Here is a 26,912-nt window from a genome sequence, read left to right as displayed (position 1 = left end):
AAAGAAACTAGATTAAACCGCCTTTTAAAATACTTTTGTTTTCCATTTTCTTTCTCCCCTAATAAAAATCACTATATTTTCATCCTAAAGATGGTGTCAGTACAAATAAAATGTGATTCGATTCATCACTTTTATTCAAAAATCGATGCTTCACATTTGGTGGAATACGTACAACATCGCCTTCTTCTAAAAAATATTCTTTTCCCTCCAATTCTACGTACACTTCCCCTTTCATAATAACAGCAATCTCTTCCTTATCTTCATGGGAATAATGGCTTTCTGTTGTGTTTGCTCGTTTATTTAAATCCATCATTAACATTTCAATACGTGCTTTCATAAAATCAGGTGTTAATACATCATATACAATGTGATCATTGTTTTCCCGATATACTTTTTTTCGATCTTTTTTCTTAGAAATGAGCGAATCTGTATCGATATCATTAATAAAAAGTGTAAACAGCGGTACATTTAATGCTTTTGCAATTAACTCCAAAACATTTAAAGAAGGATTAGCATGTCCTCTTTCAATTTGGCTAATTAGTGATGTACTAATCCCTGCATAATCAGCGAATTCACGAATTGTCATATTATTTTTCTTACGATAACTTAATACCGTTTGTCCAAGCCTATCATGTATCATAGTAAAACTTCCTTTCATCCATCATAATGCATATTTCATTGTCTTTGTGCTGACATACTAAACAAAGGCAAATAATCCTTTCCTATTATCTCCGGGACTTATATACTTACCTTTGTACATTATATCGTATTAAGTTTATTATAATAAACACTCTATCGGAGGGACAAACTTTGAAATCACCTATTCTTTCATATTTCATCCTATTTTTTGGTGTATTCGCCTTATCAACTTCAGCAATCTTTGTAAAATTGGCAGATGCTCCTGCGACAATCATTGCTTTTTACCGATTATTCTTTGCCACACTAATTCTGTTACCGTTATTACTATTTAATAAAAATAGTCGAAATGAGCTAAAAACTTTAACGAAAAAACAATGGACATTCGGATTCATATCTGGGCTATTTTTAACTGCACATTATGTACTATGGTTTGAATCATTACAATATACTTCTGTAGCAAGCTCTACAGTTATCGTAACGTTACAACCTTTGTTCTCAATGATTGGTGGTTATTTTTTATTTAAGGAAAGATTTACGAAAGGAGCGGTTATTGGTTGCCTCATCGCTATTTCAGGTAGTATCATCATTGGCTGGCAAGACTTCCAAATTAGTGGAGAAGCTTTATATGGAGATATTTTAGCATTTATTGCTGCCGGTATCATTACTGCTTATTTTTTCATTAGCCAACACGTTCGTAAAGATTTGTCACTTATACCCTATTCAGTAATTAGTTATGGAAGTAGTGCTGGCTTTCTTGGCATATTTGCTTTCATGCAACAAGAATCTTTCATCCATTACTCTACACAAACTTGGTTGTGCTTTATTGGATTAGCTTTCATTGCTACAATTTTAGGACAAACCATTTTTAATTGGTTATTAAAATGGATGGGTGCTACTGTAATTTCAATGAGTATTTTAGGTGAAACAATTGGCACTTGTATACTAGCGTACTTTATATTGCATGAGACCATTTCTTTACAACAAGGACTAGGAATTACCGTTATTTTTATTGGTTTAGTATTATTTTTATTGCAGCCAAGTTCTAATAAAAAAGCATGACAGTATACTGTCATGCTTTTAACTATTCATTATGTACAATTAAACCATTCGGTCTAAAACGACTCATCATAATTTCATTAATAAACTTTCCATGAGCTTTCAAATTCCCTATCTTTACTCCCTCTTCTACAAATCCAAATTTTTCATATAAAGCTTTTGCTTTTGGATTCGTTTCTAACACACCTAGTTCTACTCTCTCTAACATTAACCAATTATCAGCCAGATCAAGCATCTTCGTAAGAAGTGCTCTCCCAATTCCTTTATTATGATATTCACTGTCTACTCCAATGAATAAATCGCCTGAATGAGATCTTCGGCCCGGACTTTGTGTTAAACCTACAAACCCAACAACTTCTCCATCATATTCTGCAACAAATTCAAATTGATTTGGTGCTAAATTTCGAATTCTATTTTCCATAGCTTCTACACGCATGCTAGGTAAGAAAACCATATACGGTAAAACGTCATCCTGTATACATATACGATGAATTGCTCTAGCATCTTGTATTTCTACTGCTCTAACGTTGATTCCCATCTTTCTCTCCTCCATATAAATAACAATATATTTGTGTGTATTCTAGAAACGTTCACGAATGACCTTCTCGCCCGTATTTCTTTATGTCATTTTTACATAATTATTTCGATATAATACTTAATTTCCAAAAATATTAACGACTATATGGATTTGGTTAACTTTTCACCTTGTTATATAAATCAAGCAAATTTTCAATCAGAATACCATTTAGTTTCATGCCGACTATATCACAATTTTCTATTTCAATATTTTTCAGATTACTATTACTTATAGTGCTACCTTCCAAATCACATTTATCGAATACAATAGGTTCCTTCTCATCTCCGAGACTTGTATTTTTAAATTGCACTCCACCTAAAGTCACCAAATTAAATTTACTGCCAGAAAGATTTAAATCTGCATATGATGACCTTCTAAAATTTATATTTCTAAACTTGGATTGACTTACATTACAATTACTCATATTCATATTCATTATATTGCTACCAACAAATGAACTGTTTTTTAAATTCACTTGATAATACTCTGTATTTGCTAAATTACAATTTTCGTATTGACTATTTTTCATATCTTTATTTGTAACTACACTCGCTTTGTTTGAGCTTGTTTTTATTCTTTTCACGTAACAATACTCATCTTCCGATTCAAAAATCATTTGGTAACCCATCTTTTTATAAAAGTGATGATTGTTAATTTGTCTACTAGATGTTTCGAGATCCCAAATCTTTATGTTCGGATATTCCTTTTCTATTAATTTCATAACATGTGATCCAATTCCTTTTCCTTGATAAACAGGATCTACAAAAATACGATCAATTCGACCGTACGACTTACCAGAAATCGTAACTATTATCCCTCCGATTATTTCTTTATCCATTACAACTTTGAAAGAATCCAATTCTTCAATGGAATATTCCATCATTTCAACTGAAGAATATCCTGGCGGTTGAATGTTATAATCAATGACATCATCTTGGCCGTATAGCCATTGTTTTGCTTCTGCATCAAATGTTCTTTTCATTATTTCTGTTAATTTCTCAGCATCTAAAATTGTAGCTTTTTCTATAGATATTTTCGTCATTTTCGTTTTCCCCTTCATTATTACAAACCAACCATTTTTGTGAATGGCATAATTATCAATTCACTTTATTACCCCCTATTAAAACATTTATATCCTTATTTTTTTAAAAACAAAGAAAATTAACACTAATCACCCTCTTTACTATTAAACTACAAATCACCCTATATTTTCCACGATTACTTAATATTAATGAATAATAAAAAGAGACCATGTAATATAAACATGTTCTCTTCTTTTATTCATTTTCAATTTTATCCCGCTATTTGCCGGGCAGTAGGACCCCCACCTCAAAATTCAGCGAAAGCAAAGAAGTTAGGTGGGGGTCGGGCTAATAATCAGCGGGGGCTGACACCCCACTGATTAAAGTTTCACTTTATATAATTAAAAATTAGATATTACTTAAGCCACTCGTTGCAAGTATTACTTAACTGCTGTAAATCTTCTATAAATTGACTCGCATCATATCCATCACAAACCGAATGATGTACTTGTAATGAAACTGGTAGCATAACCTTGTTTCCATCGTTAAAATATTTCCCACAAGTTATAATTGGCAATAGAAAATTTTCATCATTATTAATATTAAGATTAAATCCAGTAAAACTAGTCCAAGGTATGCTAGAAATCGGAAATACATTAGGCGGAATATTTTCTTTCGTGAAAAGACCATGAACACTAGCATAGCATCTCATATCGTCTTCATAATTATTATAAAAAGTGCGGAAATCACTTGAATAATCCGTCCATATACTTGAAAAAGACTTATCATCTTTATGAAAGATTGTATAACTCGGTATCATTTCCTCCCAATAGCCTACAACTCCTTCATCGTTAAAACATGTTCGAAATTTTTTATGATTATTTACTACTCTAGAAATTAAATATATAAAAACGGGATAAAATTTTATTCCCTTTTGATATACTTCCCCTAATAACATCGTGATATCAACATTCACAGTCATACTAAATGTACATTTCAACTTTAAATAATGCTCAAAATGCTGCTCTCTATTCCAATCTTCTCTATCAATTACATGAAACTTCATTCTAATAGCCTCCTAAAATTTTCTTTTTATTTTAGAAGGCTAATTCCCTTGCTTTCACCATAATTGTTCACTCCTAACAGTTTATACATTTGACCCTAATTATTTATTTAATTATATAACATATGTAAGAATCAATTCACATATTTCTGGAAATCCATCCACATACTATAGATAAATCAAATGAAATTTGGAGGATACATACATGAATGACAAAAATATGAATAAAAAAGAAAATGTTACTGAAAATACTACATCTATTCAAAATAATAATACTGCAAACCTTACTATTGAAGAACAAGCAATGAACGGCTTATACGGAATGCCCGAAACAACAATTGAAGATGCTGATCACGCTGCAGCTGATGATTTGACTTCAAAAAATTAATTAACTACATTGAAAAAAGCCAAGGGAAATATCCTTGGCTTTTTTAACTATGCATCCACCTTTTGTATTTCTTCACTCTTTCTTGAAAGTTTACCTGGCCAAAAAGCAAATCGACCTAAAACTACTGTAATCGCGGGTACAAGTAACGGTCTTACGATAAACGTATCTAGTAATACGCCAATTGCAGTTACAATACCAAATTGAACTAATACTTGAATTGGAAGTGTACCTAACACAGCAAAAGTTCCTGCTAAAATTAAACCTGCCGATGTAATAACACTACCTGTTTGTATTACACCATTTTTTACTGCATCCAAGTGATTTTGTGTCTTTCTGTTTTTCCATATTTCTGAAACCATAAAGATATTATAATCTTCACCTAAAGCAACTAAAAATACGAATGCGTACAACGGTATCGCACCTTGAATGGCCGGCGCTCCCATACCGTAATGAAGTAATATCCATCCTGCTCCTAACGCTGAGAAGAATGATAGGACAACAGTTACAATTAAATAAATCGTCGCAACAACCGATCGTAAATAGACAAGTAATAGTAAAGCGATAATGCTAATCATTACTGGAATAATTACTGATTCATCACGTTCCGTAATTTGCTTTGTATCATATAATGAAGCTGTTTCTCCACCAATCCACAATTGCTCTTCAGCATTACTAATCCCAGCATCTTTTAATACTTTTTCTACATTACTTTTCAATTTAGGAATTTGATCTAACGCTTCAATTGAGTATGGATTTTCCGCTAAAGAAACTTCATACATTTGTATTTGCTTATTTTCTTTTCCCTCTTTTGGCTCTTTCACTGTATTTACGAAAGAAAATTTCTCTAGTTCTTGTTTAATAGGAAGCTCTTTGCCTTTCGTATCAACAACAACTTTTACTGGTGCTAGTTCACCAGCTGAGAAATGATCACTAATTAACGTAAACCCTTCACGAGAAGGCATATCCTTTGGAAACGACTCTAATAAGTCATATGTGTATTGAATACGTGGTACGAATGAAGCCAATCCGCCTAATACAAATACAGTTAGCATAATTATTGTCCACGGTCTTCGTACTACAATATCTCCAAGTTTTTTACTAAAGGAGCCTTTTGATTTTTCAACTTTTACAGCCCTCTTTTTCTTTCTTGCAAACTCCTCATTCATTGAAGTTGTTCTCGGTATAAACGGGAAAAATGCAATTCTACCGAAAATTAATAATAGTGCTGGTAAAATCGTTAAAGCCGCGATTCCCATTATAAATACAGCAACACTAAATGGTACTGCAAATCGATGAAAGGCACCATAATGAGCAAGTAGTAATGTTCCTAATCCAAGTACAACAGTTAACGCACTCATTATTATTGCACCGCCAGATGCTTTAATCGCAAGTTGCAATGCTTTATATTTACTTTCTTCTTCTAACAAGTACTCTCTATATCTCGAAATTAAAAATAGACAATAGTCCGTTCCAGCGCCAAACAATAATACTGTCATAATTGATATCGCTTGGGCATCTACTTTAATCCATCCGTGATCAGCTAAAAAACCGAGTGTAGGACTAATAATACCGTATGCAAAGCCAACAACAAGTATAGGTAAAATCGCTAAAATTGGTGAACGATACAGTAAAATTAACAAAACTAACACTAGTAGTACAGTAGCCACTAACAATTTCACATCTGCTTGACTAAATAAACTAACTGCATCCGTTTGAATACCTACAGGTCCTGATAATCGAACATGTAAACCAGATTCACTTATTTTTTGTTTAAACGGATCTTCATCCACCTTACTATTCACTATTTTTCTAAACTCTTCAAGATTTCCTTTTAATATATCCGTACCAGCAGATTTATTAAAAAATACCGGTGTAACAAATGATGTACCATCTTTTGACGCACTTTTTAATAATACTTGCTCTGGGATTGTATCAAATGGTGGTAACGTTGATTGTTCTTTTAAAGGACTAGATTTTAACTCTTTATAAACATCTTGTATGAGTTTATAATCCTGTGACTGTAATCCACCATCTCTATACCATACTACTAACAATGGATTCCCTGCATTATTCGGAAACTCTTTTTTCATAAGCGCTTCCGCTTGCTGTGACATAGCTGTTTCAGGTAAATTTTTCGGATTCGGTTCTTTCGTACTGTTTACTTGTGGTAACGTAAATGAAAGTAATAATGTAATAAGAACCCACACCGATAAAGTGATCCACTGCGTATTTCTCCCTGCTACAAGCCTCCCTAACATATGTAACGGGTGCTTTTTCATAAAAACCCACCTTCCTTTTTTCCTCCATTATTAATTATATATACTGGTCGGTTAATTAATCAAGAATGATTGAAAATTATGTTATAATTATCTCAATCATAAATGTCAGGAGCGAATGTATTTGGAACAAAAACAACGTCCTCTCGGAAGGCCGCGTCAAAATAAAAATACAAAATCTACAAAAGAAACCATTTTAGAAGTAGCAACCCGCTTATTTCTTACACAAAATTATCAAGTCGTTTCTATGGATGAGGTCGCAAAAGTTTGTGGTGTTACGAAAGCAACTGTCTACTATTACTATTCAACAAAAGCCGATTTATTTACCGCTACTATGATCGAAATGATGGTACGTATACGTGAGAATATGTCTCAAATACTCTCTACAAACAAAACTTTAGAAGAAAGATTATTAGACTTCGCTAAAGTTTACTTACACGCAACGATGGATATTGATATGAAAAATTTTATGAAAGATGCAAAACTGTCGTTATCTGAAGAACAATTGAAACAATTAAAAAATGCTGAAGATAATATGTATGAAGTACTAGAAAAAGCACTCGATAATGCGATGCACATCGGAGAAATTCCGAAAGGAAACGCTAAATTTGCGGCTCATGCTTTCGTATCTTTATTATCTATTGGGAATTTTAAAGATGAAAATCACAATCCTATTCTTGCAAATATAGATGAATTAGCACAAGAAATCGTTTCTTTTTATTGGAACGGATTAGGTCATTCATATTAAACTAATTTGCTTTAATAAAAGAGCATGTTTGAATTTTTTCAAACATGCTTTTTTATCATTTAAGTGTTTTATTTATATACCAACAATTAGACTACACTTTAGCATCCATTATTAAAAAATTATTATCTTTACCTTTTACAAATTTTGAAGTTGAACATTTATATTCTCCTTACTTAATCCCCCATGGTAACAAACTACAGATTCAATATCTAGATTTAAATACTTCTTCAAAGACTGCCGTGCTTCCATAATATTTAAAGTTGTTGGGGCATGAACTCCTCCTAACACTCCATTCACACTATACATCGAGTCTCCAGCGACAAGAATTTTACTTTGTTTCAAATATAAACTAATATGCCCCGGAGTATGCCCTGGAGTATGGAGAATTAGTATTCCACCGCAATACGGAAGTTCTTGCCCGTCAATCACAGTGTCACTCACTTTTCCTTTTGGTCGGTTCTCTATATTTCCATCCTTCAATAAAGGTAAATCCCCCTCGATATATGGCTTATCTAGTCCGTGCGCATAAACTTTAATATTACTTCGACAGCACTGCAACAATTCCGGAAGACTACCTATATGATCAATATCCTGATGCGTCAAAATCACGAATTTTAACTTATCAAATGATACCCCAACCTTTTCCATCTCTACTTGTATATCTTCAATTTGTCCTGGGAAACCCGTATCTATTAATACTGCCATTTCATCATCCCATAAAAGAATTGGATGAATAACAAATTCTTGAAATTCAAGTTGTAACATTTCTATCCCTTTAGCAATCTCCATACAGCCATTCTCCTTTATGTTGAAGTTTGAAAATATGTACGAGTAAACTGAAAATATAAAGTGAAACTTTAATCCGTGGAGCTTTTACTACTCGGCAAATAGCGGGATAAAGCACCTCTATCTTATAATATGTTTTGTCATCCCAATAGAGAATGCTTCAAACCCTATAGATTCATAGTAAGATTGCAATTTTTCTACACACATAAGTTGTGGAATAACCTTGTTTTGTTCACAGTGTTGGATTAATCGTTCCACTATTTCTCTCCCAATACCAATGGACTGATATTTTGGCAATACACCAACTCCACAAATAATGCCTGTTATGACTCTATCTGATATGACACGCCCCATCCCTACTAACCTCTTATCATCAAAAACATAAATTGCATACCAACTTTGCTTACACATTCGTTCTAACTCGTTAACCGTTAATTTAAGAGAATTCCATCCTAAAGATTCGTATAAGGATAATAATCCATTAAAATTTGTAGGATGTTCACTTGTGTAGCGTATACTATTTCCCATGTAAATACTCCCTATTCTCTGGCTTGTTTATATTTCATAAAATTCCCTTTACACAAATCTGATCGATGTAAAAATAACTAGAACAAACTTCAATAAGAAAGATAGAATTCCTTCTCAATATAAAATAAAAAGAAGTTATCTCACTTAAGATAACTTCTTTTTATATAAGACTCTCATTATATTATTAACCAAAAAATATACAACTGCATACGATTAGCACAAACAAAACTAATAAACCATTTGAGAAATAACCCATAGAATACTACCCCTTTATTTCATTATGTAAAAGATTTTATCATAAAATTATTTACAACATAATAACCGAAAAAGACATTGTATTCATTAGTTATATACGTTTAGTAATATTTTATTTTCGGTTATATTCTCGTTCCCTGAAAGTGCTTATCATACTCTTCTACTTCAGTTCATATAAGTTCAAAATATTAAATAATAAGTAAAAAAGACCTCCACCTTACGAGATCTTTTTTACTTATTTTCCAAATACACTAATTGATTCTTCCTCAATTACAAGTAAACAATTAGCATATTACATGATTTAATATCCCAATAGCCAATTCAACTCTATTAATTCGGTTCGATCTTAATATCCCCCTTTTATTCCAAAAACTCAATAATCGTTTCACAGACTTTATCCATCTCCTCGATATCTGGGAAATGTCCACTATTTTCAAATATAACAAGTTTACCATTTTTCAATTGTCTCGTTATTCTATAACTCATTCCTACACCCGTGTTATAGTCATGCGCTCCAACTATGACACACGTATCAATTTCTAAACCTTTAATACGCTCAATAAGCGGTAAAGATGCTTTTGTTCCAAAAATAACTTTGCTCATCTTCCCTGTATTACTTAACTGACCTTCCTCCCAAAGACTCCGATTTAGCTTTGCAAATTCTTCATTTTTAAACAATAGTTGATCTACATTTTCTGTATCAACTATACTCCAAACTTGATTATATTTTTCTTTTAGCGCAATTTTCGACTTACTTATTTTCAATATTTGTTCTTTCATTTCCCCTTTCGTTACTTGTAGAAAACCTTCTATCTGCACAGTATACATATCATTTAAATCATCTAACGATGGTGCTTGTAATACCATTTGTTCAACATTTCTTGGATATTTCAAAGCATACTCTAAACAAAGTTGTCCACCAAAAGAATATCCTAACAAATTTATCTTCTCTACATGTAATTGCTTTCTTAATTCCTCTAAATCTTCGACTAGAGTATTGATTGAGTACTCACTGTCATCTTGTGGTGCCTCACTTCGTCCGCAACCTCTTTGTTCGTAATAAACTACAGTCATATTTCCTTCTAACTTCAAACCAAGCGTTCTTTCGAATACATAATGATTACCACCTGGACCACCATGTACTATAATAAGAAGGACTGTATTATGAGCTGTCCCTGCAACTTTACACCAATGCATAATCCCATTGATTTTCAAATAGTGTATACCATCTTGCAACATTAACTGATTCATTTATCCTCTCTCCTCATCGCTCACTTATTACTATCTAAATGTATAAGTTCTGACCATTTACACTTTTCCCCTTTATATTCTTTAGACACTATCCTCATTTATATGAATAGCTTTCTTATTCAAAAATAGATTTTTAAAAATTCCTACTCCCACAATTAATAAACCTATACCAACTAATTTATTTACTTGTAATGGAACACTCTCCATTCCAAATAATCCGAATGTATCAATGCATAACGCAACGACCAATTGAGTAATAAGACTAATTAGCACCGTATATGCTGGGCCTAAGCTCTTTATTGCACCCATTATACAAATAATTAACCCGATACCAAACAGTCCACTTACATAAAACAAATAATTTGTAGTATACACTTTAATGTTAATACTGTTTTCTGTAATGATATAAAATAGAATAGAACTAATGAGACCTATTCCAAGGACACATGTAGTTGTTAACCACTGTCCTACATTTTCATTTACTTTTGCATTAAAAACAGATTGTACGCTAATTAATATTCCTGCTAATATAGCTAAACTAAATCCAATCAAAATCTTCCTCTCCCTTTCATTACTCATATATATTATCTTTAGCAACTTCCTTCATTCTAGAAAAATCTTTAATTACAATAACTCCATTACTCTTTTCAATTAGTTTTTCATTATAAAATCTTTGTAATACCCGAATTACGTGCCTATAACTTACCCCTATAAAATCTGCAATACTCGTTACTGAAGTTGCATCCAAATCCCCTTTATACATATTCCCGTTACTATCTGTTGAAATTGAAAGCAAATAACTAGCTACACGTACTTCTACAGGATAAAGTAAATTAAGAGCAGTAAAACGAGTCGATATTTTTAACGTGTTGGCAATGTTTTCAAGCAAGAACTTCATAAATATAGGATCATGTAATAACTTGTTTCTAATAACCGTATTAGAAATAGAGATTGCTACAACATCTGAACAAGCCTCAACGACATTATGTGCTTTGCTATTTTGAATTAATTCAATATCACCAACAATGGCAAATGGATTGATAAAGCGAAGGATTAGTTTCTTCCCTTCAGGTGTAATCGTGTAAACTTTTACTTTACCTTTAACAACAAAATATAAACGATCCATTTCGTCATCTATATTGCAAATAAGCTCGCCTTTTTCAAAGTGATTTAATTGAAAATAAGCTGTATCTATTTCTGAAAAAATCTCGAGCGTTTTATTGGTTCTCAAATAATGCGTAATTAAAGCTGATTTATCCTCCATATTCATTTCTCCTTTCATTTACATATTAAATACAACAATACCTATAATCATTACTATTGTTCCCACAATATGATATCTCTCCATCTGTATCTTTTTTATATGAAACAGTCCTTTCATTTCAATAACTGTTGCCGTTAACAATTGAGCAACCATTAGTGTGCCAGCTGTCAATGTAACTCCTAGTGAATATATCGCCATCGTTTCTGCACAAATAATGAATCCGCCAAATGCACCCGCTGCTAAATATACTTTTTTCACACTCTTTAAATCTGTTACTTTCTCTTCTTTCTTTAACAAAAATACAGTTGTTGCAATAATGAATCCAATTAAATGGGTTATAATACTCGTCGACCATATACCGATATGTGAACTAAGTTTCGCATTAAAGGTTCCTTGAAATGTTATAAATATCCCCGCAAAAACAGCAAATATAATACCTTTCAAAAAATCATCTCCTCATCTTTTATTTCTGACTTAATTAAAAGCTATAATCCTATAATGGCAAAAGGACAAATGTCACATCACTATGAAAATAACTTGGAATGAAAAAAAACACACCTCAAAAATGCGAGATGTGTTTTTGATTATTTATATATAATGTTTTTCGAATAAAAATTACGCTACATTAAAAGATTTCTTTTTCATAACAAACTTTGCAAATAAGAAACGTACAAGCGGTCCCATAATAATTAATTGTAATGGATATGCCATTATGAAATTTTTAATAAAAATCGAAAAATAAATTGAAACAAATGAATCTCCTTGTAGTCCACCATGTAAATGCATCATAGCCATACCAAAAAATGACATAAAGAACACCATTCCAATTACCATAGTTGTCGCCATTGCAACGATAATATTTATTTTCTTAGATTTATCAAATGGCAACATGAATACAATTTTTTTCGCACAAGGTCCAACTATACACATTTCAATTAATAGCGCAATAATAAAGCCAATTAATAGTTCTAATGCAATCTCTTTAATATAAATTGATCCTCCTGTTTCATTCATTACTAAATTGTAAAACGTCATTACGATAACCATTCCAAGGCACATCATCATGCCAAATTGGAGGTTTTCCTTTCTTGTTGTTGGCAAATTTCATCATCCTCTCTCTTTGAGTCTTTGTCATTATATCGACATTGGAACCCCCTTCGTAAGTGAACATTTTGTGAACAAATTTAAAACGTTTTCATGTATTTTCTTTACTTTCAACTCAAATTCTCACTTTTACTTATAAAGGTTTTATATATTTCAATGTTGAATTACTAAATTTAACATTGCATTACATTATTACTAGGAGGATAACCATGAATGAAGCAGAATTTTACGCATATCACATCGTAACAAGGAAAAAAATGCATATCGGACAAATGATTCCTTTTAACAAAAATCAACACAATACTCTATATCACTTCTTTTTTGAAAGAGAACAATTAAATGCTAATGGTGAAGATGGCATACAAATTTTAAATAATCACTATAAAAATGACGAATTACATATAAATAATGAAAATGCTAAAGTAGTTATGAGTTATATGGATCAAACAATTAGAGCAGTTAGAGAAACAATAGTAGAAATGGTTAGACTACAAGAATTCCCTGAATACCCTTCCAGGTTATCTTGTTTATACGCTGCTAAAAGCTATGAGGATGCTTTGAAATGGAGAGCGCTATTTGATTCTTACAATCGAGAAGTTTTACAGATTGTTAAACTACGAGTAATCGGAAGTTCTTTTGAAGGTGACGGTAATCTTTTACCGAAAGAAGATGGCATTCCTTTTTCTCAAAAAATCGAACAAGCTAGAGAGTATTGGAAAGGAAATATTAGAAATGAGCTTCCTGAGCTACTGATTAATGGCGAAATTGAAGTTGTGGAAATTATTGATGACTTCTCCTCAATTCATATTTAATTTCTAACTAAATCATATAGGATGGAGATTACAATGAAGAAAAAAGTGTACTTCAATCATGATGGCGGCGTAGATGATTTAATTTCATTATTTTTATTACTTCAAATGGAAAACGTTGAACTTACCGGTGTATCTGTTATCCCAGCAGACTGCTATTTAGAACCCGCAATGTCTGCCAGTCGTAAAATTATCGATCGTTTCGGCAAAGGTAATATTGCCGTAGCCGCTTCAAACTCTCGCGGGCAAAACCCGTTTCCGAAAGACTGGCGGATGCATGCATTTTATGTAGATGCTTTACCAATTTTAAATGAGTCTGGAAAAGTTGTAACACCCGTGGTGGCAAAGCCTGCACATCACCATTTAATAGAAACACTCCTACAAACGGAAGGAAAAACAACTTTATTATTTACCGGGCCCCTAACTGACCTTGCTCGTGCATTATATGAAACTCCCATCATCGAAGATAAAATTGAACGTCTCGTTTGGATGGGTGGTACATTTCTTACAGCAGGCAATGTACATGAACCAGAGCATGATGGAACAGCTGAGTGGAATTCGTTTTGGGACCCTGAAGCAGTGGCTCGTGTATGGGATGCACAAATTAAAATCGACTTAGTGACACTAGAAAGTACAAACCAAGTTCCGTTAACTATAAACATACGTGAACAGTGGGCAAAAGAACGAAAGTATATTGGTATGGATTTCCTTGGTCAATGCTATGCAATGGTTCCCCCTCTCGTTCACTTCTCAACGAACTCTACCTACTATTTATGGGATGTACTAACTACCGCGCTTGTCGGAAACACTAACCTTGCAAAAACTGAAACGATTAATAGTATCGTTCATACATACGGACCAAGCCAAGGACGTACAGAGGAAACTACTAATGGACGACCTGTAAATGTCGTTTACGATGTAAAACACGATGTTTTCTTTGAATATATTACTAAATTAGCTAAAAAAGCTACTACTTGAAACCTCAATAACACGAAAAAAATTTATTAAGAATGATATACTTTAATTAATATAACATGAGGTGATAAGATGGATTATGAGTTACTAAAAGAACGAATAGAAATTATAACTTCTAGAATTAAATACATAGGTGGTGAAGTTCAAGAAGTTTGTATAGATGAACCATCTTCCCTTGAACAAATAATCCAAGTAGAAGAAAAACTGGATATTAAACTACCAAATAGCTTCAAAAAAGTACTTTTAGAGTTCTCAGGAAATTTTAGCTTACGCTGGTTTTTACCTGACGATGTAGAGCTACCAAATGAATTTACTGATATTTTTTGCGGAACACCCCACTGGAGTTTAGAAAGTCTTTCTAAATTCGAAAAAGAACGTAAAGACTTGGTTGACGAGTTTTTTTCAAATTTAGATGATGAATATGATGTAGTTTGGCACAACAAATTAGCATTTTGTGAAGTGGGAAATGGAGATTATTTAGCATTTGATATGAAAGATGATATAGATGCTCCAATAATTTACCTAAGCCACGACGATGGAGAAGGACATGGGTATAAGATTGCGAATAATTTCATTGAATTCATTGAGAATTGGTCAAGAGTAGCTTTTGTAGGATGCGAAGATTGGCAGTGGTTACCTTTCACTACCAGTTTTGAAAGTGGTATAAATCCAGATGATGAGCCAGCCAAAAAATTTAGAAATTGCTTGGGACTTAATATTTAAAAGAGTATTGAATTAAATTTCAATACTCTTTTTGTGCAATTTAATTATATTTGATTAATGTAGTGTCTTACAGATTATTCATTTCATAACCATTGACAAAATACGTTATTGTTTCTAACTCATCTTCATTTAATTCTCTATCTAGTTCTTGTTTGTACGCTGCCTTTATCTTCTCTTCATCGCCCTTATGAGCTTCTGTATAAGTTCCTACTGCTTTTAACATGCGAATCTCTTGTAAAAACTCCTCTCGATTTATCGCTTCCCCATGAGAAAGAATATATGTCTCAGCATCAAATTTTTCTAATTCATCTATTAATGCAAACGTTCTTTTCGTCGTATAGTTCCACTTCGAGGAAAAAATATCTGCATATATACAGTCCCCTAAAAACAATATCTTTTCTTCTTTTATGTACATAACAACTGAATCATATGCATGATCTCCGCCCACATGTTTTAACACGCATGTCACCTCACCAAGATCTAATTCCATTTGATCCTGGAACGTTAAGGCCGGAGGAATAATGTTAATATTTCTCGCTTTTTTTTCAAACTCTTTCTTGATGCAATCCGCACAAAATTCAATTTCAGTACCCTCTCTTACGCGTGCATCCAACGCTTCATCTGTCCATTCATAAGATACTATTGTCTGCATTTCTTTTTTCGTTTCAGCGTGCGAAATAGTTAATGCATTCCGTAATACAGATAATCCAAAAATATGATCCCAATGCCAATGCGTTAGTGCTACAAAATCAGGATTTGATACATTTTGTTCTTTTAACATTTCTAAAAATAATTGCGCATGTTCTTCTGAATTCCCTGCATCGATCATTAACGTTTTTTCTTTTCCAACAACCATTCCTAATATAGGTCTATCTGTTTCAGAAACAGGTGTCATATACCAAAATGAGTTTCCTATTTTTTTAATTTGTTGCATAACCAATTCCCCTTTTCATTTCCTCACTTAAGTTTAATATATAGATTATAACGAATCACTACTTTTTTCTCTATACTCAAACACAATTACTTGGACTAATCTAACTTTTCTTTTCGTAAGCTAAAAATAAGGGAATAGAATCGGAGTGTGATACTATGGAACGTTTATGGATCCCAATGATTGTAACATTTTTTTCGTTCGGTGGATTGCTATTAGGCGGTGCTGTTGGAGTAGCAACACGCCAACTCATTGAAGAAAAGATGCATCGTTTATACGCATTATGTGGCGGTATTTTGTTTGGGTTATTGTCACTTGAAATTATTCCTGAAACATTTTCAAGCTATGAAATGATTGGACCTATACTTGGTATAGCTATCGGTATTTTAGTTATGGGCTTATTAGATAACTATTGTCACCATCCAATGATACATAAAAAAGATCAACAAGCATGGCAAACCTTTCTTTTTCTCTCTTTCGCTATATTTATTCATAATATACCGAGTGGATTTGCGTTAGGTACAGCTTTTATAAATCATAATGACTCTGCCATTCCCTTTTTAATAGCAATCGTCGTTCACCATATTCCAGAAGGATTAGCTTTAATTATTCCATTTCTTTTTACAAAACATAAATATATTTCCTTTTTATTAACAACTTTATTACTTTCTCTTATTCTCGGTACTGGCACAGTTTTTGGCATTTTGATGGAAGGAAAAGCTCTTCACCTGCAAGGCCTCATTATGGGAAGTGCTATTGGTTCACTTGGATATGTCACAATTCATGAAATGCTTTGGAAAGCTAAGAAACAGCTCTCTTTCCTTACATTTCTAATGTGGGCAACTAGTGGTTTTTTACTAATAACAGTGTTCACTTTATTCGCTGGTCATCATTAAAGTTGCTAAAGTGAAACTTTTGTTCCTCCCACACTGATTCTTGGATTACAAATAACCAGATAAATTTTCTTATTTGTATATTTTTCCTATTTTTCCAAAACATAATGTTATCTACCTATTATAAGGAGGAACAATTATGTTTGGGAAAACAGCCGGTGAAGCATTAGTTGATTTATTAATTGACTGGGGAGTAGAACACATATACGGCATGCCTGGAGATTCCATTAATTCTATCATTGAAGCTTTAAGAAAAAAACAAGATAAAATTAAATTCATTCAAGTTCGCCATGAAGAAGCTGGTGCATTAGCAGCGGCTGCCTATGCGAAATTAACAGGAAAACTTGGCGTTTGTATGGCAATTGCAGGACCTGGTGCTATTCATTTATTAAATGGTTTATATGATGCGAAACTCGATAAAGCCCCTGTTCTAGCAATTTCAGGTCAAGTAGAAACCGATTTACTTGGAACGGACTTTTTCCAAGAAGTAAATTTAGAAAGAATGTTTGATGATGTTGCGGTTTATAACCAGCGTATTATGTCAGCAGAGCAACTACCTGCCGTAGTGAATCAAGCAATTCGAATGGCTTATACGAAAAAAGGTGTATCCGTTCTTACAATTCCAGATGATGTCCCTAAATTCGAAGTAAAAAATGGTGCCCGTGTTACAAATACTTCTTTTACTTTGCCTGAGTTGTTTCCACAAAAAAACGATTTAGATGCAGCGAAACTCGCAATAAATGAAGCGAAAAGGCCTGTGATTTTAGCTGGAAAAGGAACAAAACATGCGAGAGAATCTTTACTTGCATTGGCAGAACATATTGGTGCTCCAATCGTACTTACATTACCAGCTAAAGGAATTATTCCTGATGAACACCCTCTTTGTATTGGTGGATTAGGATTAATTGGAACGAAACCTTCTTATGAAGCAATGAAGCATGCAGATACTTTAATTATGGTCGGTACTTCTTATCCGTTCACCGGCTTCTTACCTGAAAAAGCAAAAACAATTCATATCGATACAGATCCTGCCCAAATCGGGAAACGTTATGCGACAGATATTGGTTTAGCTGGTGATGCTGATAAAACATTACGATGGTTAATTGAAAATGTTGAAGAACACACAGACCATTCCTTCTTAGAACATCACCAAGAAATGATGAAAAAGTGGGAAGAAAAATTACACGATCAAGAAGAAGACTCTTCCATTCCAATTAAACCACAACGCGTTATGCATGCTCTGCAGCAAGTAGCACAGGATGACGCAATTCTATCAGTCGATGTCGGAAATGTAACAGTATGGACCGCAAGACACTTCCGTATGACAAACCAGCAATTTGTCATTTCTAGCTGGCTCGCAACACTTGGTTGCGGTTTACCTGGTGCTCTTGCTGGAAAAATTGCATTCCCGGATAAACAAGTATTTGCAGTTTGTGGTGATGGCGGATTTGGAATGACGATGAATGACTTCGTAACAGCTGTAAAATATAAATTGCCAATCGTTGTCGTCGTATTAAACAATAATAAAATTGCGATGATTAAATTCGAGCAAGAAGTTATGGGTAATATCGAATTCGAAACAGATTTAACGAACCCTGATTTTGCAAAATATGCAGAGGCGTGTGGAGGTATTGGATACCGTGTTGAGAATTTAGATGAACTCCTTCCCGCTTTCGAAAATGCAGTAAAACAAAATAAACCGTGTATTATTGATGTAGTTGTAGATGCTAACGAAGCACCAATGCCAGCAAAAATCACATTTGGTCAAGCCGCTGGTTATACGAAGCATATGATAAAAGAATTATTTGAAGAAGGTAAGATTGATTTACCTCCACTTTAAACGAAAAAAGATAGCTGAAAACAATTTGTCTTCAGCTATCTTTTTTATTTTTGTATCTCTCTATAAAAAGAAAAGTCATTCATAGTTGGTTGTACTTGTTTCTCTACTTGTAATTCTTTACTTTCCCTCTCTAGCTTTCTCACATTTCCTAACTTAATCGCATCTTGCATGCTATTACTAATTAGATTTCCAGCTAAAATTGTCATACTATAAAAAGCAATCGGTATAAGTACAATCCATGTATGAGTAGTTAAATGACGGAAGTTTTGACCAATTAGGCCGGTCCATTCTTTTGTTACACTATCTGCCTCTGTACCAAAGATAATTGTTCCACCAAAAAATAACTCTAACAAGCCAAGATGCAAGAGAAGTAATAAAGTACTCACAAATTGTTGAGCAACAAGTAAAAAAAATGATGGTAATACGTGTGGCCATACGTGATTTTTCACTCTATGCCATTTACTGCCCCCAAGCACAGTTGCTGCCATCATAAATTCTTCTCTTTTTATCCGACGGACTTCCTGCGCTGTATATAACATAATTGTTGGTACCGCTAAACACGTAAGGATAACCATTTGAAATATTACCCTTAAATGAAACGGCTCTGGTACTGTCCCATTTTCAAACACTAAAACTTCCTTTAACACAAAAAAAGAAATCATAACCATAGGTACAATGCTGAACGGATCAAAAAAAGATGCTATAACTGGAAAAGAACGTTTGCTATACATACCAAGAAGCAAACCAATACCTCCTCCAACTATAACTCGTAGAATCGCTATAATTACGCTCGCACCAACTGTCCATTTCGCTCCTTCTATTATTAGCTGGAAAAGATCGCGTCCTTTCTCATCACTACCGAACCAAAATTTATTCGACGGTGAAAATGGAGCAGCCTCTAGTTCTCCTTTTTCGTTATACATCATCGTAAGTTCACGGATATTCCCATCGAAAAATAAAGTATTTCCAATACTAACAATCATAAGTACGCTTAAAAAAGTAACACCAAACCAAAATCTCACATCTCTTTTTACAACTTGCCACATGCTAAACACGCTCCTTTATTACATTTTGTAAAAACGTATGTAATAAACGAAATAGTATAAAAAGCGGTACGTATAATATAATTAAACTTACTGTAAATATTTCTAATTTCGAATTTTCTTTTACAAAAACAAACATACCGTACGTATTAAATATCCATTCAATAATATATAAATTTGATAACATAAATAAAATATTTGTTTTTGCATAATAGATTGTTGTTAACAAAACATTTCTTGAAATATGATTTGTTAAAATATGTCGTAAACTAAGCCCTTTACTTTTAGCAAATATACTATAATCTTTCTCTAATTCTTCTCTGAAACGTAATAGTAGTAGCTTAATAAATAATAGTGTTGTAGGCAAAGTTAGACATATTATTGGCAATAGGCGAGCCCTTTCCTCCCCAATCCCCGCTAGTTTTACTGGCATAAAGCCTGTCTTTTGAAAGATTATTACGACTAGAAGTTGCGATAATAAAATTATTAAAATATCTGGGATGCTTTCAAGTACAACAAAAATCCCATTCCACATTCGTTGCTTTGATTGAGACCGTTGTAATACCCACACAACGAGAACATACGCAATAAGTAATGACAGTAAAAATGCCGAAATAAATACAAACATTGTCTCTAAATAATGAATCCATATTTGCGGAAATAATTTCCTCGAATCTCGAAATCCATATGTAATTTCCCAAGGTTGGAGTAACTTTCCTCCAATAAACACAATCGTGTTCCAAAAACCAATTAAATCAATTTGTAATCCCTTAAATAATCGAGGGAGCGCACCTAAACAGATTATACATAGAATTGCAGCGAATAATTGTAAACAAGTAATCCCACACCACTTAGCAGTTCGCATCAACATAACTATTACCCCTTCAAAAAAGAATATTCAGAAAAAACAAACATCTTCAACCATACCTTGAATTCGCTTTTTCCCACTTAGTAAAATAGCTTGGAATAAACACGTAACAAAAAATAATCAACCAAACACGATAAATCCCAAAAGTAATTTTTTTAAAGTTTCATTTTGGTATATATACCTAATCCCTTCTTTAAACTCTGTTATTAACATCTTCAAATTAACTTCTTTCCATTTTGTTCTACCATTTGGTAAACGAACTTTTTCTGGAATGGAGATCGTTTGAATCAAAATACCACTCGTAATAAAAGTAAGTGTATTTACTAAAATGCTCCCATAAATTCCAAAAGTCCAGTACACCATCGTTGCAATTCCTACACCAAACAAAGCATACAAACTATTTACCATTTGATTAATACCCGCTGCTGCACCGTATTGGTCTGATTCAACTACTCCCTGTATCATCGATTGTTCTGATGGAGAGAAAAATTGTATACATGCATTTTCCAAAAATAAAAATATAAAGACAAGTATAATCATCCCGTAATAAAGCGAAATTAGGATTCCAATATTACAGAGCGAACAACATATGTTACTTACTGTACATATACGTTGTCTATCAAAACGATTCACTACTGTCCCTACTAATAGAAAAAAGATTAATGCAGGTAATGCAATCATAATTTGTGTCATCGTTGCGTAAACTGGTTGTTTTCCGTATTGATCTAGCAAATAAAACATTAAAGAAATTCCAGCAATCATAGAACCGAGTCGCTCTAAAATATTTGCTAGAAAAAAACGTGCATACACTTTGTTGCGAAATAACTGTAGCATTTCTTTCATACTTCGTATCCTTTCTCTCGACAAAATAGTATTGTTTTAGTCATTTATTGGAAGTTACATTATATTTTTCGACCATTATCCAATCTTTTCCTTCTTAATAAAAAACAAAAAAAAAGAGCCCTTATTCTCAACACAAGGACTCTTTTCATAAACTATTTAGCTACCTCTTCTTTCGGCATTACCATACCTTTATAAAGTTGAACAGTTATCCAGTAATAAATGAAATAAATGACTAAGAAAATTCCTATTGGCACCCACACTTTTACAAACGGGTCAACTAATATAAAGCTGAATAAGTTAAGCCCTACTAAAACGTGAGAAATGCCAATGATCGCTGGGAAGATAAATAAATATGAAATTTCTTTATATATACTTTTCGTTAACATGCTACGTCTTACACCGATTTTTCGTAACATTTCATAACGGCGTACATCACGAGAAGCACCTGTTAATATTTTGAACATAAGGGAACTCGCCATCATTGCTAAAAAGGCAATTCCGAGGAAAAATCCCATAAACATTGTTCCGCTCATGAAGCTGTTCATAAACTGATAAATTGTCATTTTCGTAAATAAGTCTACCTTTTCACCTGTTACTTTTTCAATTTGTGCTTTTTGTCTCTTGTCTATTTCGATCAATAACAGTTTATATTTTTTCATATCATCTACTTTTGCTAATGTTACAGTGTGTTCTGTTCCTTGAATTCCTTTATAATGCTCTTCGTCTGCAATTCTTACTGGTTTTCCGTTAAATTGATTATGCGTAATTTGTATCTCTCTTACAACTGCGTCTTCCCAATCCTTTGGCATACGAGGGAATTTTACTAATTCAGGAGCCTCTAAAGCTGAATATATAGGTTCTGTTAAAGGTTCAGTCACACGTTTACGAACAGGTTCTTTTAACGTTTTTGTATCAAAATGGTCTGAAACAAGTGGTGGTTTCGCAGTTAAGTCGTTACGTAAATAATAAACCGCTTCTCCATCTACTTTATATTTGTACTTGCTTTCTTCAACAATTTCCATTTCTTTCAAGGCAGCTTTGTCTTGATCATTCGGATCATGAATTACAACATCATATACACGAGAAAAGTCTGTCATAATACCTACATTTTTTTGGAAAGCCATACCTGCCGTCATCGCACCTGCCCCTAATGCAATTAACATCGCTACAGTACCTAATACTCTCGATAAACTATTTACTCGAAAGCGTAGCTGTGCATATGTAAAACTATTTAGACCAGTTTCATTTCGTTTTTTATTCCCCTTAATTTTCATCACAAAAAATGGGAGTAATGAACTAAAGATAAAATATGTTCCAAGTGTTGTAACGATGGTTGCTATAATAAAACCTAATTCAGCATATATTTTTACATTGATCATAAAATAGTACCCTATACTTACTAGTAATACACCAAGTACTGTCATTATAATAATGCGAGTTTTACTTTTCTTCACTTCATCTAGTGTTTCATCTTCACGAATTAACTCTAGTTCAGTTTTACGTAACAATCGGACACTGTTCATTAAGCCAGTAATGAAAAATAGTATTAAGAAGAAAATAGCTGTAACTAAAATTGCTGGTGTGTATACAGATGCATAACTACCTTTTGCTGAAATTTCCATTCCATTCATTAAAAAGTTTCCTGCTACACTTGCAAGTAACATCCCTACTAAAATACCGATAATAATACTGACAATCCCCATACCGAATGTTTCAATAAATAATAACTGTGCTACTTTTTTCTTTTTTGCACCAAGCATCATGTACATACCGAGTTCTTTTCTTCTTAATGTGAGTAAGAAAGAGTTGGCATATATAATATAAAATACAGTAATGAAAGATAATAGTATTGCACCTACCCAGAATACGAGTCTAATACTACTAATAAGACTATTATCCTTCGTAAATTCACTATTCATCGCCATCGTTTGGAACATGTAAAAAATACTAATGCTAATAACGAGACCAATAAGTAAAACCATATAATCTTTTAACATCTTTTTCATACTATGACGTGATAATTTAAATAACATAGTTTCGCCCCCTACTTAGACTCAGCAGCTGAGCCCATATGAGCGAGCACACCTAAAATGTCTTGATAGAAATTCTCTCTAGTGCCTTGACGATTTAATTCTTTATAAAGAAGACCATCTTGAATAAATAAAATACGCTCACAATAACTTGCACTAAATGCATCGTGTGTAACCATCAAAATACTTACATTGTGATTTTCATGTAAATCTTGCATCGCTTCTAATAAACTTTTTGCGTTTTTACTATCAAGCGCACCTGTCGGTTCATCTGCTAATACAATTGCTGGATTATGTACTAAAGCTCTGGCCGCCGCTGTTCTTTGCTTTTGTCCTCCAGAAACAGCCGTCGGATATTTTGTTAAAATTTCGGTGATGCCTAATTTCTTCGCAACGTCATTTACCTTTCCAGTAATCTCACTTGACGGTACGCCTTGCAAAGAAAGTGGTAAAGCTATATTTTCATAAATTGATAAGTTTTCTAGAAGATTAAAATCTTGAAAAATGAAACCTAATTTTTGAGAGCGAAAATCAGATAACGCATTGCCCTTCATAGAAGTAATATTTGTACCAGCTATCGTCACACTACCACCTGTCGCTTGGTCAAGTGTACTTATCACATTAAGTAAAGTCGTTTTTCCAGACCCAGAAGGTCCCATGATCCCGACAAATTCTCCTTCTTTAATACTTAACGATACACCCCTTAATGCTTTTGACTGATTCTCATTTCTTTTCCCATACGTTTTTTCTACACTTTCTACAGTAACTACATTTGTTGACATCTCTTTCACTCCATCCCTTTTGTATAAAATTAATTTCTCACATATTTCTTATTATTTTGTCATGTGAATCCTTAAGAATTTTTTAATTATTCATTTAAGAAGAGTTACACCTGTAACATGAACCTTTTTCCTACTTCATATTCTCATTTTTCTACAACTCGTTCCCTCGATTTCGCTTACATTTACCTTACATTTTTGTAAGATAAAAAAGAAAACACACTAATTTCTAATAGTGTGTTTTCTTTACAATCAATATTTTCTATTCTTTATTTCTTCTTCAATACTTGCCACAAATACATCTAGCGCAATAACTTCTGACTTCTCTTCCCCATATTTACGTACATTTACAGCTCCGTTTTCCATTTCCTTATCCCCAATAACAAGAACATACGGTACTTTTTGCATTTGTGCTTCTCTTATTTTATATCCTAATTTTTCATCTCGTGCATCTTGTTCAACACGAACTCCAGCTTGTGCTAATTTATGTGCAATCTCATTGGCATATTGTTCATGTACTGCATTTGAAACTGGAATTACTTTCACTTGAACTGGTGCCACCCATGCCGGGAACGCACCTCCAAAGTGCTCAATTAATATTGCTAAGAAGCGATCTAATGACCCTAAAACTGCCCTGTGAATAACAACTGGTCTTTTCTTTTCATTATTTTCATCTATATAATTTAAATCAAATTTCTCTGGCATTTGGAAATCAAGCTGGATTGTTCCGCACTGGTGACTTCTATTTAAAGCATCTTTAATATGAAAATCAATTTTCGGCCCGTAAAATGCGCCATCACCTTCATTTAGTCTATATTTATAATTTAGTGATTGTAATACATTTTCTAATGCCGCTTCTGCTTGCTCCCATAATTTATCATCACCCATTGAATCTTCTGGACGAGTAGAAAGCTCTACTTCATACTCGAATCCAAAAGTTTTATATACGTAATCAATTTGCGCCATTACGGATTTGATTTCATCTTCAATTTGTTTTGGAGTTACAAATAAATGTGCATCATCTTGGCAGAAAGTACGTACTCTTAATAATCCGTTTAACGCACCACTAAATTCATGACGATGTACTTGACCAAATTCACACATACGAATCGGTAATTCACGATAAGAATGCAATTTATTTTTAAACATAAGCATGTGTCCTGGACAGTTCATCGGTTTTAATGCAAAACTTTTATTATCTACTTCAGAGAAATACATATTATCTTTATAATGTCCCCAGTGCCCTGATCTCTCCCATACTTCTTGGTTCATCATGAACGGAGTGCGTACTTCTTGATAATTGTACTCTTTTTGAATTTCTCTTAAAAATGCTTCCAATTCGTTACGAATCATTTGTCCTTTCGGTAAATAAAACGGCATTCCCGGAGCCTCTTCAGAAAACATAAATAACTCAAGCTCACTGCCTAACTTACGATGATTTCTTTTTGCTGCTTCTTCAACGAAATGTAAATACTCTTCTAATTCTTTTTGAGAAGAGAATGCAACACCATATATGCGCTGAAGCACTTGGTTATTACTATCACCTCGCCAATATGCACCGGAAACGTGAGTTAATTGAAATGCTTTCAAATAACCTGTAGATGGTAAATGTGGTCCTCTACATAAATCTACAAATTCACCTTGTTTATATAGTGTTACACTTTCCCCACTAGGAATTGCTTCTAAAAGTTCTAATTTCAAGCGGTCGTTCATTTCTTGAAACAGTTTAGCTGCTTCTTCTCGAGAAACCTCAACTCGTTCTATCTTTATATTTTCATTTATGATCTTTTTCATTTCTTTTTCGATTCTCCGTAAATCTTCTATGTTTACACTACTTGGAAGATCCATATCATAATAAAATCCATTTTCAATAACAGGTCCTACTCCAAGATTTATATCACCATACAATCTTTTTACAGCTTGCGCTAAAATATGTGCCGCGGAGTGTCTTGCAATTTCTACCCCTTCATTTGAATCTATAGTAATGATTTCCACTTCCGCATTTTCTTCAATATTTCGGCGTAAATCATATAATCCATCATTTACTTTCCCCGCGACTGCTTTCTTTTTCAAACTACTGCTAATGGATCCAGCAATTTCTTCTAAAGTAACTCCATTTACAAATTCTTTAACGCTACCATCTGGAAATTTAATTTCAATCATTTGTTCTTTCATTTTTCATCTCTCCATTTCATAATAAAAAGCACACTCATCCCTAAAA

At 33.2% G+C, this 26,912-nt stretch carries 26 protein-coding genes, 1 pseudogene and 1 other annotated feature (1 of these 28 cut by a window edge); of the genes and pseudogenes, 8 read left to right on the top strand and 19 right to left on the bottom strand.

Annotated elements, in window-relative coordinates; translation table 11 throughout:
- Nucleotides 1-79: 79 nt before the first annotated feature.
- Complete coding sequence (locus DN399_RS11355) at nt 80-640, bottom strand: helix-turn-helix domain-containing protein (RefSeq protein WP_000581031.1); 561 nt, start codon at nt 638-640, stop codon at nt 80-82.
- Nucleotides 641-810: 170 nt separating this feature from the next.
- Here DN399_RS11355 and DN399_RS11350 point away from each other — a divergent pair, with 170 nt between their 5' ends.
- Complete coding sequence (locus tag DN399_RS11350; protein WP_149149559.1) at nt 811-1,698, top strand: DMT family transporter; 888 nt, start codon at nt 811-813, stop codon at nt 1,696-1,698.
- Nucleotides 1,699-1,720: 22 nt separating this feature from the next.
- Here DN399_RS11350 and DN399_RS11345 read toward each other — a convergent pair whose 3' ends face one another.
- The 3 genes from DN399_RS11345 to catA all read right to left on the bottom strand — a co-directional run bounded on the left by DN399_RS11345 (nt 1,721) and on the right by catA (nt 4,360).
- Nucleotides 1,721-2,233, bottom strand: coding sequence for a GNAT family N-acetyltransferase (locus DN399_RS11345; protein ID WP_000512619.1), 513 nt, complete (start codon nt 2,231-2,233; stop codon nt 1,721-1,723).
- Nucleotides 2,234-2,387: 154 nt separating this feature from the next.
- A complete protein-coding gene (locus tag DN399_RS11340) occupies nt 2,388-3,332 on the bottom strand; it encodes a GNAT family N-acetyltransferase (RefSeq protein ID WP_043924656.1) in 945 nt (314 codons plus the stop codon).
- A gap of 377 nt (nt 3,333-3,709) precedes the next feature.
- Nucleotides 3,710-4,360, bottom strand: coding sequence for a type A chloramphenicol O-acetyltransferase (gene catA, locus DN399_RS11335; protein ID WP_000668526.1), 651 nt, complete (start codon nt 4,358-4,360; stop codon nt 3,710-3,712).
- A gap of 202 nt (nt 4,361-4,562) precedes the next feature.
- Here catA and DN399_RS11330 point away from each other — a divergent pair, with 202 nt between their 5' ends.
- Complete coding sequence (locus tag DN399_RS11330; protein WP_006918627.1) at nt 4,563-4,745, top strand: DUF4021 domain-containing protein; 183 nt, start codon at nt 4,563-4,565, stop codon at nt 4,743-4,745.
- 47 nt (nt 4,746-4,792) lie between these two features.
- Here the strand turns inward: DN399_RS11330 and DN399_RS11325 are convergent, their stop codons facing one another.
- The gene (locus DN399_RS11325; protein WP_006918625.1) at nt 4,793-7,024 is read right to left on the bottom strand and encodes an MMPL family transporter; all 2,232 of its coding nucleotides are present in this window, start codon (nt 7,022-7,024) and stop codon (nt 4,793-4,795) included.
- Between the two features lie 121 nt (nt 7,025-7,145).
- Here DN399_RS11325 and DN399_RS11320 point away from each other — a divergent pair, with 121 nt between their 5' ends.
- Nucleotides 7,146-7,769, top strand: a complete 624-nt coding sequence (locus DN399_RS11320) for a TetR/AcrR family transcriptional regulator (protein ID WP_000436025.1) — start codon at nt 7,146-7,148, stop codon at nt 7,767-7,769.
- A gap of 135 nt (nt 7,770-7,904) precedes the next feature.
- Here the strand turns inward: DN399_RS11320 and DN399_RS11315 are convergent, their stop codons facing one another.
- From DN399_RS11315 to DN399_RS11285, 7 genes are all read right to left on the bottom strand, one after another.
- Nucleotides 7,905-8,558, bottom strand: coding sequence for an MBL fold metallo-hydrolase (locus tag DN399_RS11315; RefSeq protein ID WP_006918619.1), 654 nt, complete (start codon nt 8,556-8,558; stop codon nt 7,905-7,907).
- 117 nt (nt 8,559-8,675) lie between these two features.
- Complete coding sequence (locus tag DN399_RS11310) at nt 8,676-9,083, bottom strand: GNAT family N-acetyltransferase (RefSeq protein WP_006918618.1); 408 nt, start codon at nt 9,081-9,083, stop codon at nt 8,676-8,678.
- A gap of 615 nt (nt 9,084-9,698) precedes the next feature.
- A complete protein-coding gene (locus tag DN399_RS11305; RefSeq protein ID WP_006918617.1) occupies nt 9,699-10,589 on the bottom strand; it encodes an alpha/beta fold hydrolase in 891 nt (296 codons plus the stop codon).
- A gap of 81 nt (nt 10,590-10,670) precedes the next feature.
- Entirely contained in the window at nt 10,671-11,141 is a 471-nt protein-coding gene (locus tag DN399_RS11300; protein WP_000579025.1) for a DMT family transporter, read from the bottom strand.
- A 19-nt stretch (nt 11,142-11,160) separates the two neighbouring features.
- On the bottom strand, nt 11,161-11,853 hold the full coding sequence (locus tag DN399_RS11295; RefSeq protein ID WP_149149558.1) for a Crp/Fnr family transcriptional regulator: 693 nt from the start codon (nt 11,851-11,853) through the stop codon (nt 11,161-11,163).
- Nucleotides 11,854-11,871: 18 nt separating this feature from the next.
- Nucleotides 11,872-12,297 carry a DMT family transporter gene (locus DN399_RS11290; RefSeq protein ID WP_149149557.1) on the bottom strand — a complete coding sequence of 142 codons (426 nt, stop codon included), beginning with the start codon at nt 12,295-12,297 and terminating at the stop codon, nt 11,872-11,874.
- A 171-nt stretch (nt 12,298-12,468) separates the two neighbouring features.
- Entirely contained in the window at nt 12,469-12,954 is a 486-nt protein-coding gene (locus DN399_RS11285; protein ID WP_149149556.1) for a DUF2798 domain-containing protein, read from the bottom strand.
- Between the two features lie 212 nt (nt 12,955-13,166).
- Between DN399_RS11285 and DN399_RS11280 the strand changes: the two genes are divergently transcribed.
- From DN399_RS11280 to DN399_RS11270, 3 genes are all read left to right on the top strand, one after another.
- A complete protein-coding gene (locus tag DN399_RS11280) occupies nt 13,167-13,769 on the top strand; it encodes a DUF2441 domain-containing protein (RefSeq protein WP_006918613.1) in 603 nt (200 codons plus the stop codon).
- A 21-nt stretch (nt 13,770-13,790) separates the two neighbouring features.
- A complete protein-coding gene (locus tag DN399_RS11275; RefSeq protein WP_140159254.1) occupies nt 13,791-14,744 on the top strand; it encodes a nucleoside hydrolase in 954 nt (317 codons plus the stop codon).
- 69 nt (nt 14,745-14,813) lie between these two features.
- Nucleotides 14,814-15,464: an SMI1/KNR4 family protein gene (locus tag DN399_RS11270; RefSeq protein WP_006918611.1), complete on the top strand. Its 651-nt coding sequence runs from the start codon at nt 14,814-14,816 to the stop codon at nt 15,462-15,464.
- Nucleotides 15,465-15,531: 67 nt separating this feature from the next.
- Here DN399_RS11270 and DN399_RS11265 read toward each other — a convergent pair whose 3' ends face one another.
- A complete protein-coding gene (locus DN399_RS11265; protein WP_149149555.1) occupies nt 15,532-16,398 on the bottom strand; it encodes an MBL fold metallo-hydrolase in 867 nt (288 codons plus the stop codon).
- Nucleotides 16,399-16,553: 155 nt separating this feature from the next.
- On the opposite strand from DN399_RS11265, the gene DN399_RS11260 reads away from it, so the two are divergent.
- Together DN399_RS11260 and DN399_RS11255 are read left to right on the top strand one after the other, a co-directional pair.
- Nucleotides 16,554-17,291, top strand: coding sequence for a ZIP family metal transporter (locus DN399_RS11260; protein ID WP_000440615.1), 738 nt, complete (start codon nt 16,554-16,556; stop codon nt 17,289-17,291).
- A 136-nt stretch (nt 17,292-17,427) separates the two neighbouring features.
- Nucleotides 17,428-19,128, top strand: coding sequence for a pyruvate oxidase (locus DN399_RS11255; RefSeq protein ID WP_016122466.1), 1,701 nt, complete (start codon nt 17,428-17,430; stop codon nt 19,126-19,128).
- Between the two features lie 44 nt (nt 19,129-19,172).
- Here the strand turns inward: DN399_RS11255 and DN399_RS11250 are convergent, their stop codons facing one another.
- The 6 genes and pseudogenes from DN399_RS11250 to thrS form a co-directional block, all read right to left on the bottom strand.
- Entirely contained in the window at nt 19,173-20,174 is a 1,002-nt protein-coding gene (locus tag DN399_RS11250; RefSeq protein WP_000267878.1) for an ABC transporter permease subunit, read from the bottom strand.
- 1 nt (nt 20,175) lies between these two features.
- Complete coding sequence (locus DN399_RS11245) at nt 20,176-21,042, bottom strand: ABC transporter permease subunit (protein WP_000929104.1); 867 nt, start codon at nt 21,040-21,042, stop codon at nt 20,176-20,178.
- 120 nt (nt 21,043-21,162) lie between these two features.
- A pseudogene (locus DN399_RS11240) lies at nt 21,163-21,891 on the bottom strand (MFS transporter); the annotation flags it as partial.
- A 143-nt stretch (nt 21,892-22,034) separates the two neighbouring features.
- Entirely contained in the window at nt 22,035-23,915 is a 1,881-nt protein-coding gene (locus DN399_RS11235; protein WP_006918597.1) for an FtsX-like permease family protein, read from the bottom strand.
- Between the two features lie 11 nt (nt 23,916-23,926).
- Nucleotides 23,927-24,694: an ABC transporter ATP-binding protein gene (locus DN399_RS11230; RefSeq protein ID WP_000106426.1), complete on the bottom strand. Its 768-nt coding sequence runs from the start codon at nt 24,692-24,694 to the stop codon at nt 23,927-23,929.
- A 249-nt stretch (nt 24,695-24,943) separates the two neighbouring features.
- Nucleotides 24,944-26,866, bottom strand: a complete 1,923-nt coding sequence (gene thrS / locus DN399_RS11225; RefSeq protein ID WP_000663097.1) for a threonine--tRNA ligase — start codon at nt 26,864-26,866, stop codon at nt 24,944-24,946.
- A gap of 44 nt (nt 26,867-26,910) precedes the next feature.
- Nucleotides 26,911-26,912, bottom strand: a binding site (T-box leader); it runs 221 nt beyond the window's last position.

This window comes from Bacillus sp. AR4-2 (assembly GCF_008274865.1).
GTDB classification, from domain to species: domain Bacteria; phylum Bacillota; class Bacilli; order Bacillales; family Bacillaceae_G; genus Bacillus_A; species Bacillus_A cereus.
Note: the sequence above shows the minus strand (reverse complement) of the source record. Positions and strands in the feature narration are given on the sequence as shown.

What these genes read in the sequence shown, in the direction of transcription:
- DN399_RS11355 (WP_000581031.1), bottom strand. Translation starts at nt 640, where the DNA reads ATGATACATGATAGGCTTGGACAAACGGTATTAAGTTATCGTAAGAAA.
- DN399_RS11345 (WP_000512619.1), bottom strand. Translation starts at nt 2,233, where the DNA reads ATGGGAATCAACGTTAGAGCAGTAGAAATACAAGATGCTAGAGCAATT.
- DN399_RS11340 (WP_043924656.1), bottom strand. Translation starts at nt 3,332, where the DNA reads ATGAAGGGGAAAACGAAAATGACGAAAATATCTATAGAAAAAGCTACA.
- catA (WP_000668526.1), bottom strand. Translation starts at nt 4,360, where the DNA reads ATGAAGTTTCATGTAATTGATAGAGAAGATTGGAATAGAGAGCAGCAT.
- DN399_RS11330 (WP_006918627.1), top strand. Translation starts at nt 4,563, where the DNA reads ATGAATGACAAAAATATGAATAAAAAAGAAAATGTTACTGAAAATACT.
- DN399_RS11325 (WP_006918625.1), bottom strand. Translation starts at nt 7,024, where the DNA reads ATGAAAAAGCACCCGTTACATATGTTAGGGAGGCTTGTAGCAGGGAGA.
- DN399_RS11315 (WP_006918619.1), bottom strand. Translation starts at nt 8,558, where the DNA reads ATGGAGATTGCTAAAGGGATAGAAATGTTACAACTTGAATTTCAAGAA.
- DN399_RS11310 (WP_006918618.1), bottom strand. Translation starts at nt 9,083, where the DNA reads ATGGGAAATAGTATACGCTACACAAGTGAACATCCTACAAATTTTAAT.
- DN399_RS11305 (WP_006918617.1), bottom strand. Translation starts at nt 10,589, where the DNA reads ATGAATCAGTTAATGTTGCAAGATGGTATACACTATTTGAAAATCAAT.
- DN399_RS11295 (WP_149149558.1), bottom strand. Translation starts at nt 11,853, where the DNA reads ATGGAGGATAAATCAGCTTTAATTACGCATTATTTGAGAACCAATAAA.
- DN399_RS11280 (WP_006918613.1), top strand. Translation starts at nt 13,167, where the DNA reads ATGAATGAAGCAGAATTTTACGCATATCACATCGTAACAAGGAAAAAA.
- DN399_RS11275 (WP_140159254.1), top strand. Translation starts at nt 13,791, where the DNA reads ATGGAGATTACAATGAAGAAAAAAGTGTACTTCAATCATGATGGCGGC.
- DN399_RS11270 (WP_006918611.1), top strand. Translation starts at nt 14,814, where the DNA reads ATGGATTATGAGTTACTAAAAGAACGAATAGAAATTATAACTTCTAGA.
- DN399_RS11265 (WP_149149555.1), bottom strand. Translation starts at nt 16,398, where the DNA reads ATGCAACAAATTAAAAAAATAGGAAACTCATTTTGGTATATGACACCT.
- DN399_RS11260 (WP_000440615.1), top strand. Translation starts at nt 16,554, where the DNA reads ATGGAACGTTTATGGATCCCAATGATTGTAACATTTTTTTCGTTCGGT.
- DN399_RS11255 (WP_016122466.1), top strand. Translation starts at nt 17,428, where the DNA reads ATGTTTGGGAAAACAGCCGGTGAAGCATTAGTTGATTTATTAATTGAC.
- DN399_RS11250 (WP_000267878.1), bottom strand. Translation starts at nt 20,174, where the DNA reads ATGTGGCAAGTTGTAAAAAGAGATGTGAGATTTTGGTTTGGTGTTACT.
- DN399_RS11245 (WP_000929104.1), bottom strand. Translation starts at nt 21,042, where the DNA reads ATGTTGATGCGAACTGCTAAGTGGTGTGGGATTACTTGTTTACAATTA.
- DN399_RS11235 (WP_006918597.1), bottom strand. Translation starts at nt 23,915, where the DNA reads ATGTTATTTAAATTATCACGTCATAGTATGAAAAAGATGTTAAAAGAT.
- DN399_RS11230 (WP_000106426.1), bottom strand. Translation starts at nt 24,694, where the DNA reads ATGTCAACAAATGTAGTTACTGTAGAAAGTGTAGAAAAAACGTATGGG.
- thrS (WP_000663097.1), bottom strand. Translation starts at nt 26,866, where the DNA reads ATGAAAGAACAAATGATTGAAATTAAATTTCCAGATGGTAGCGTTAAA.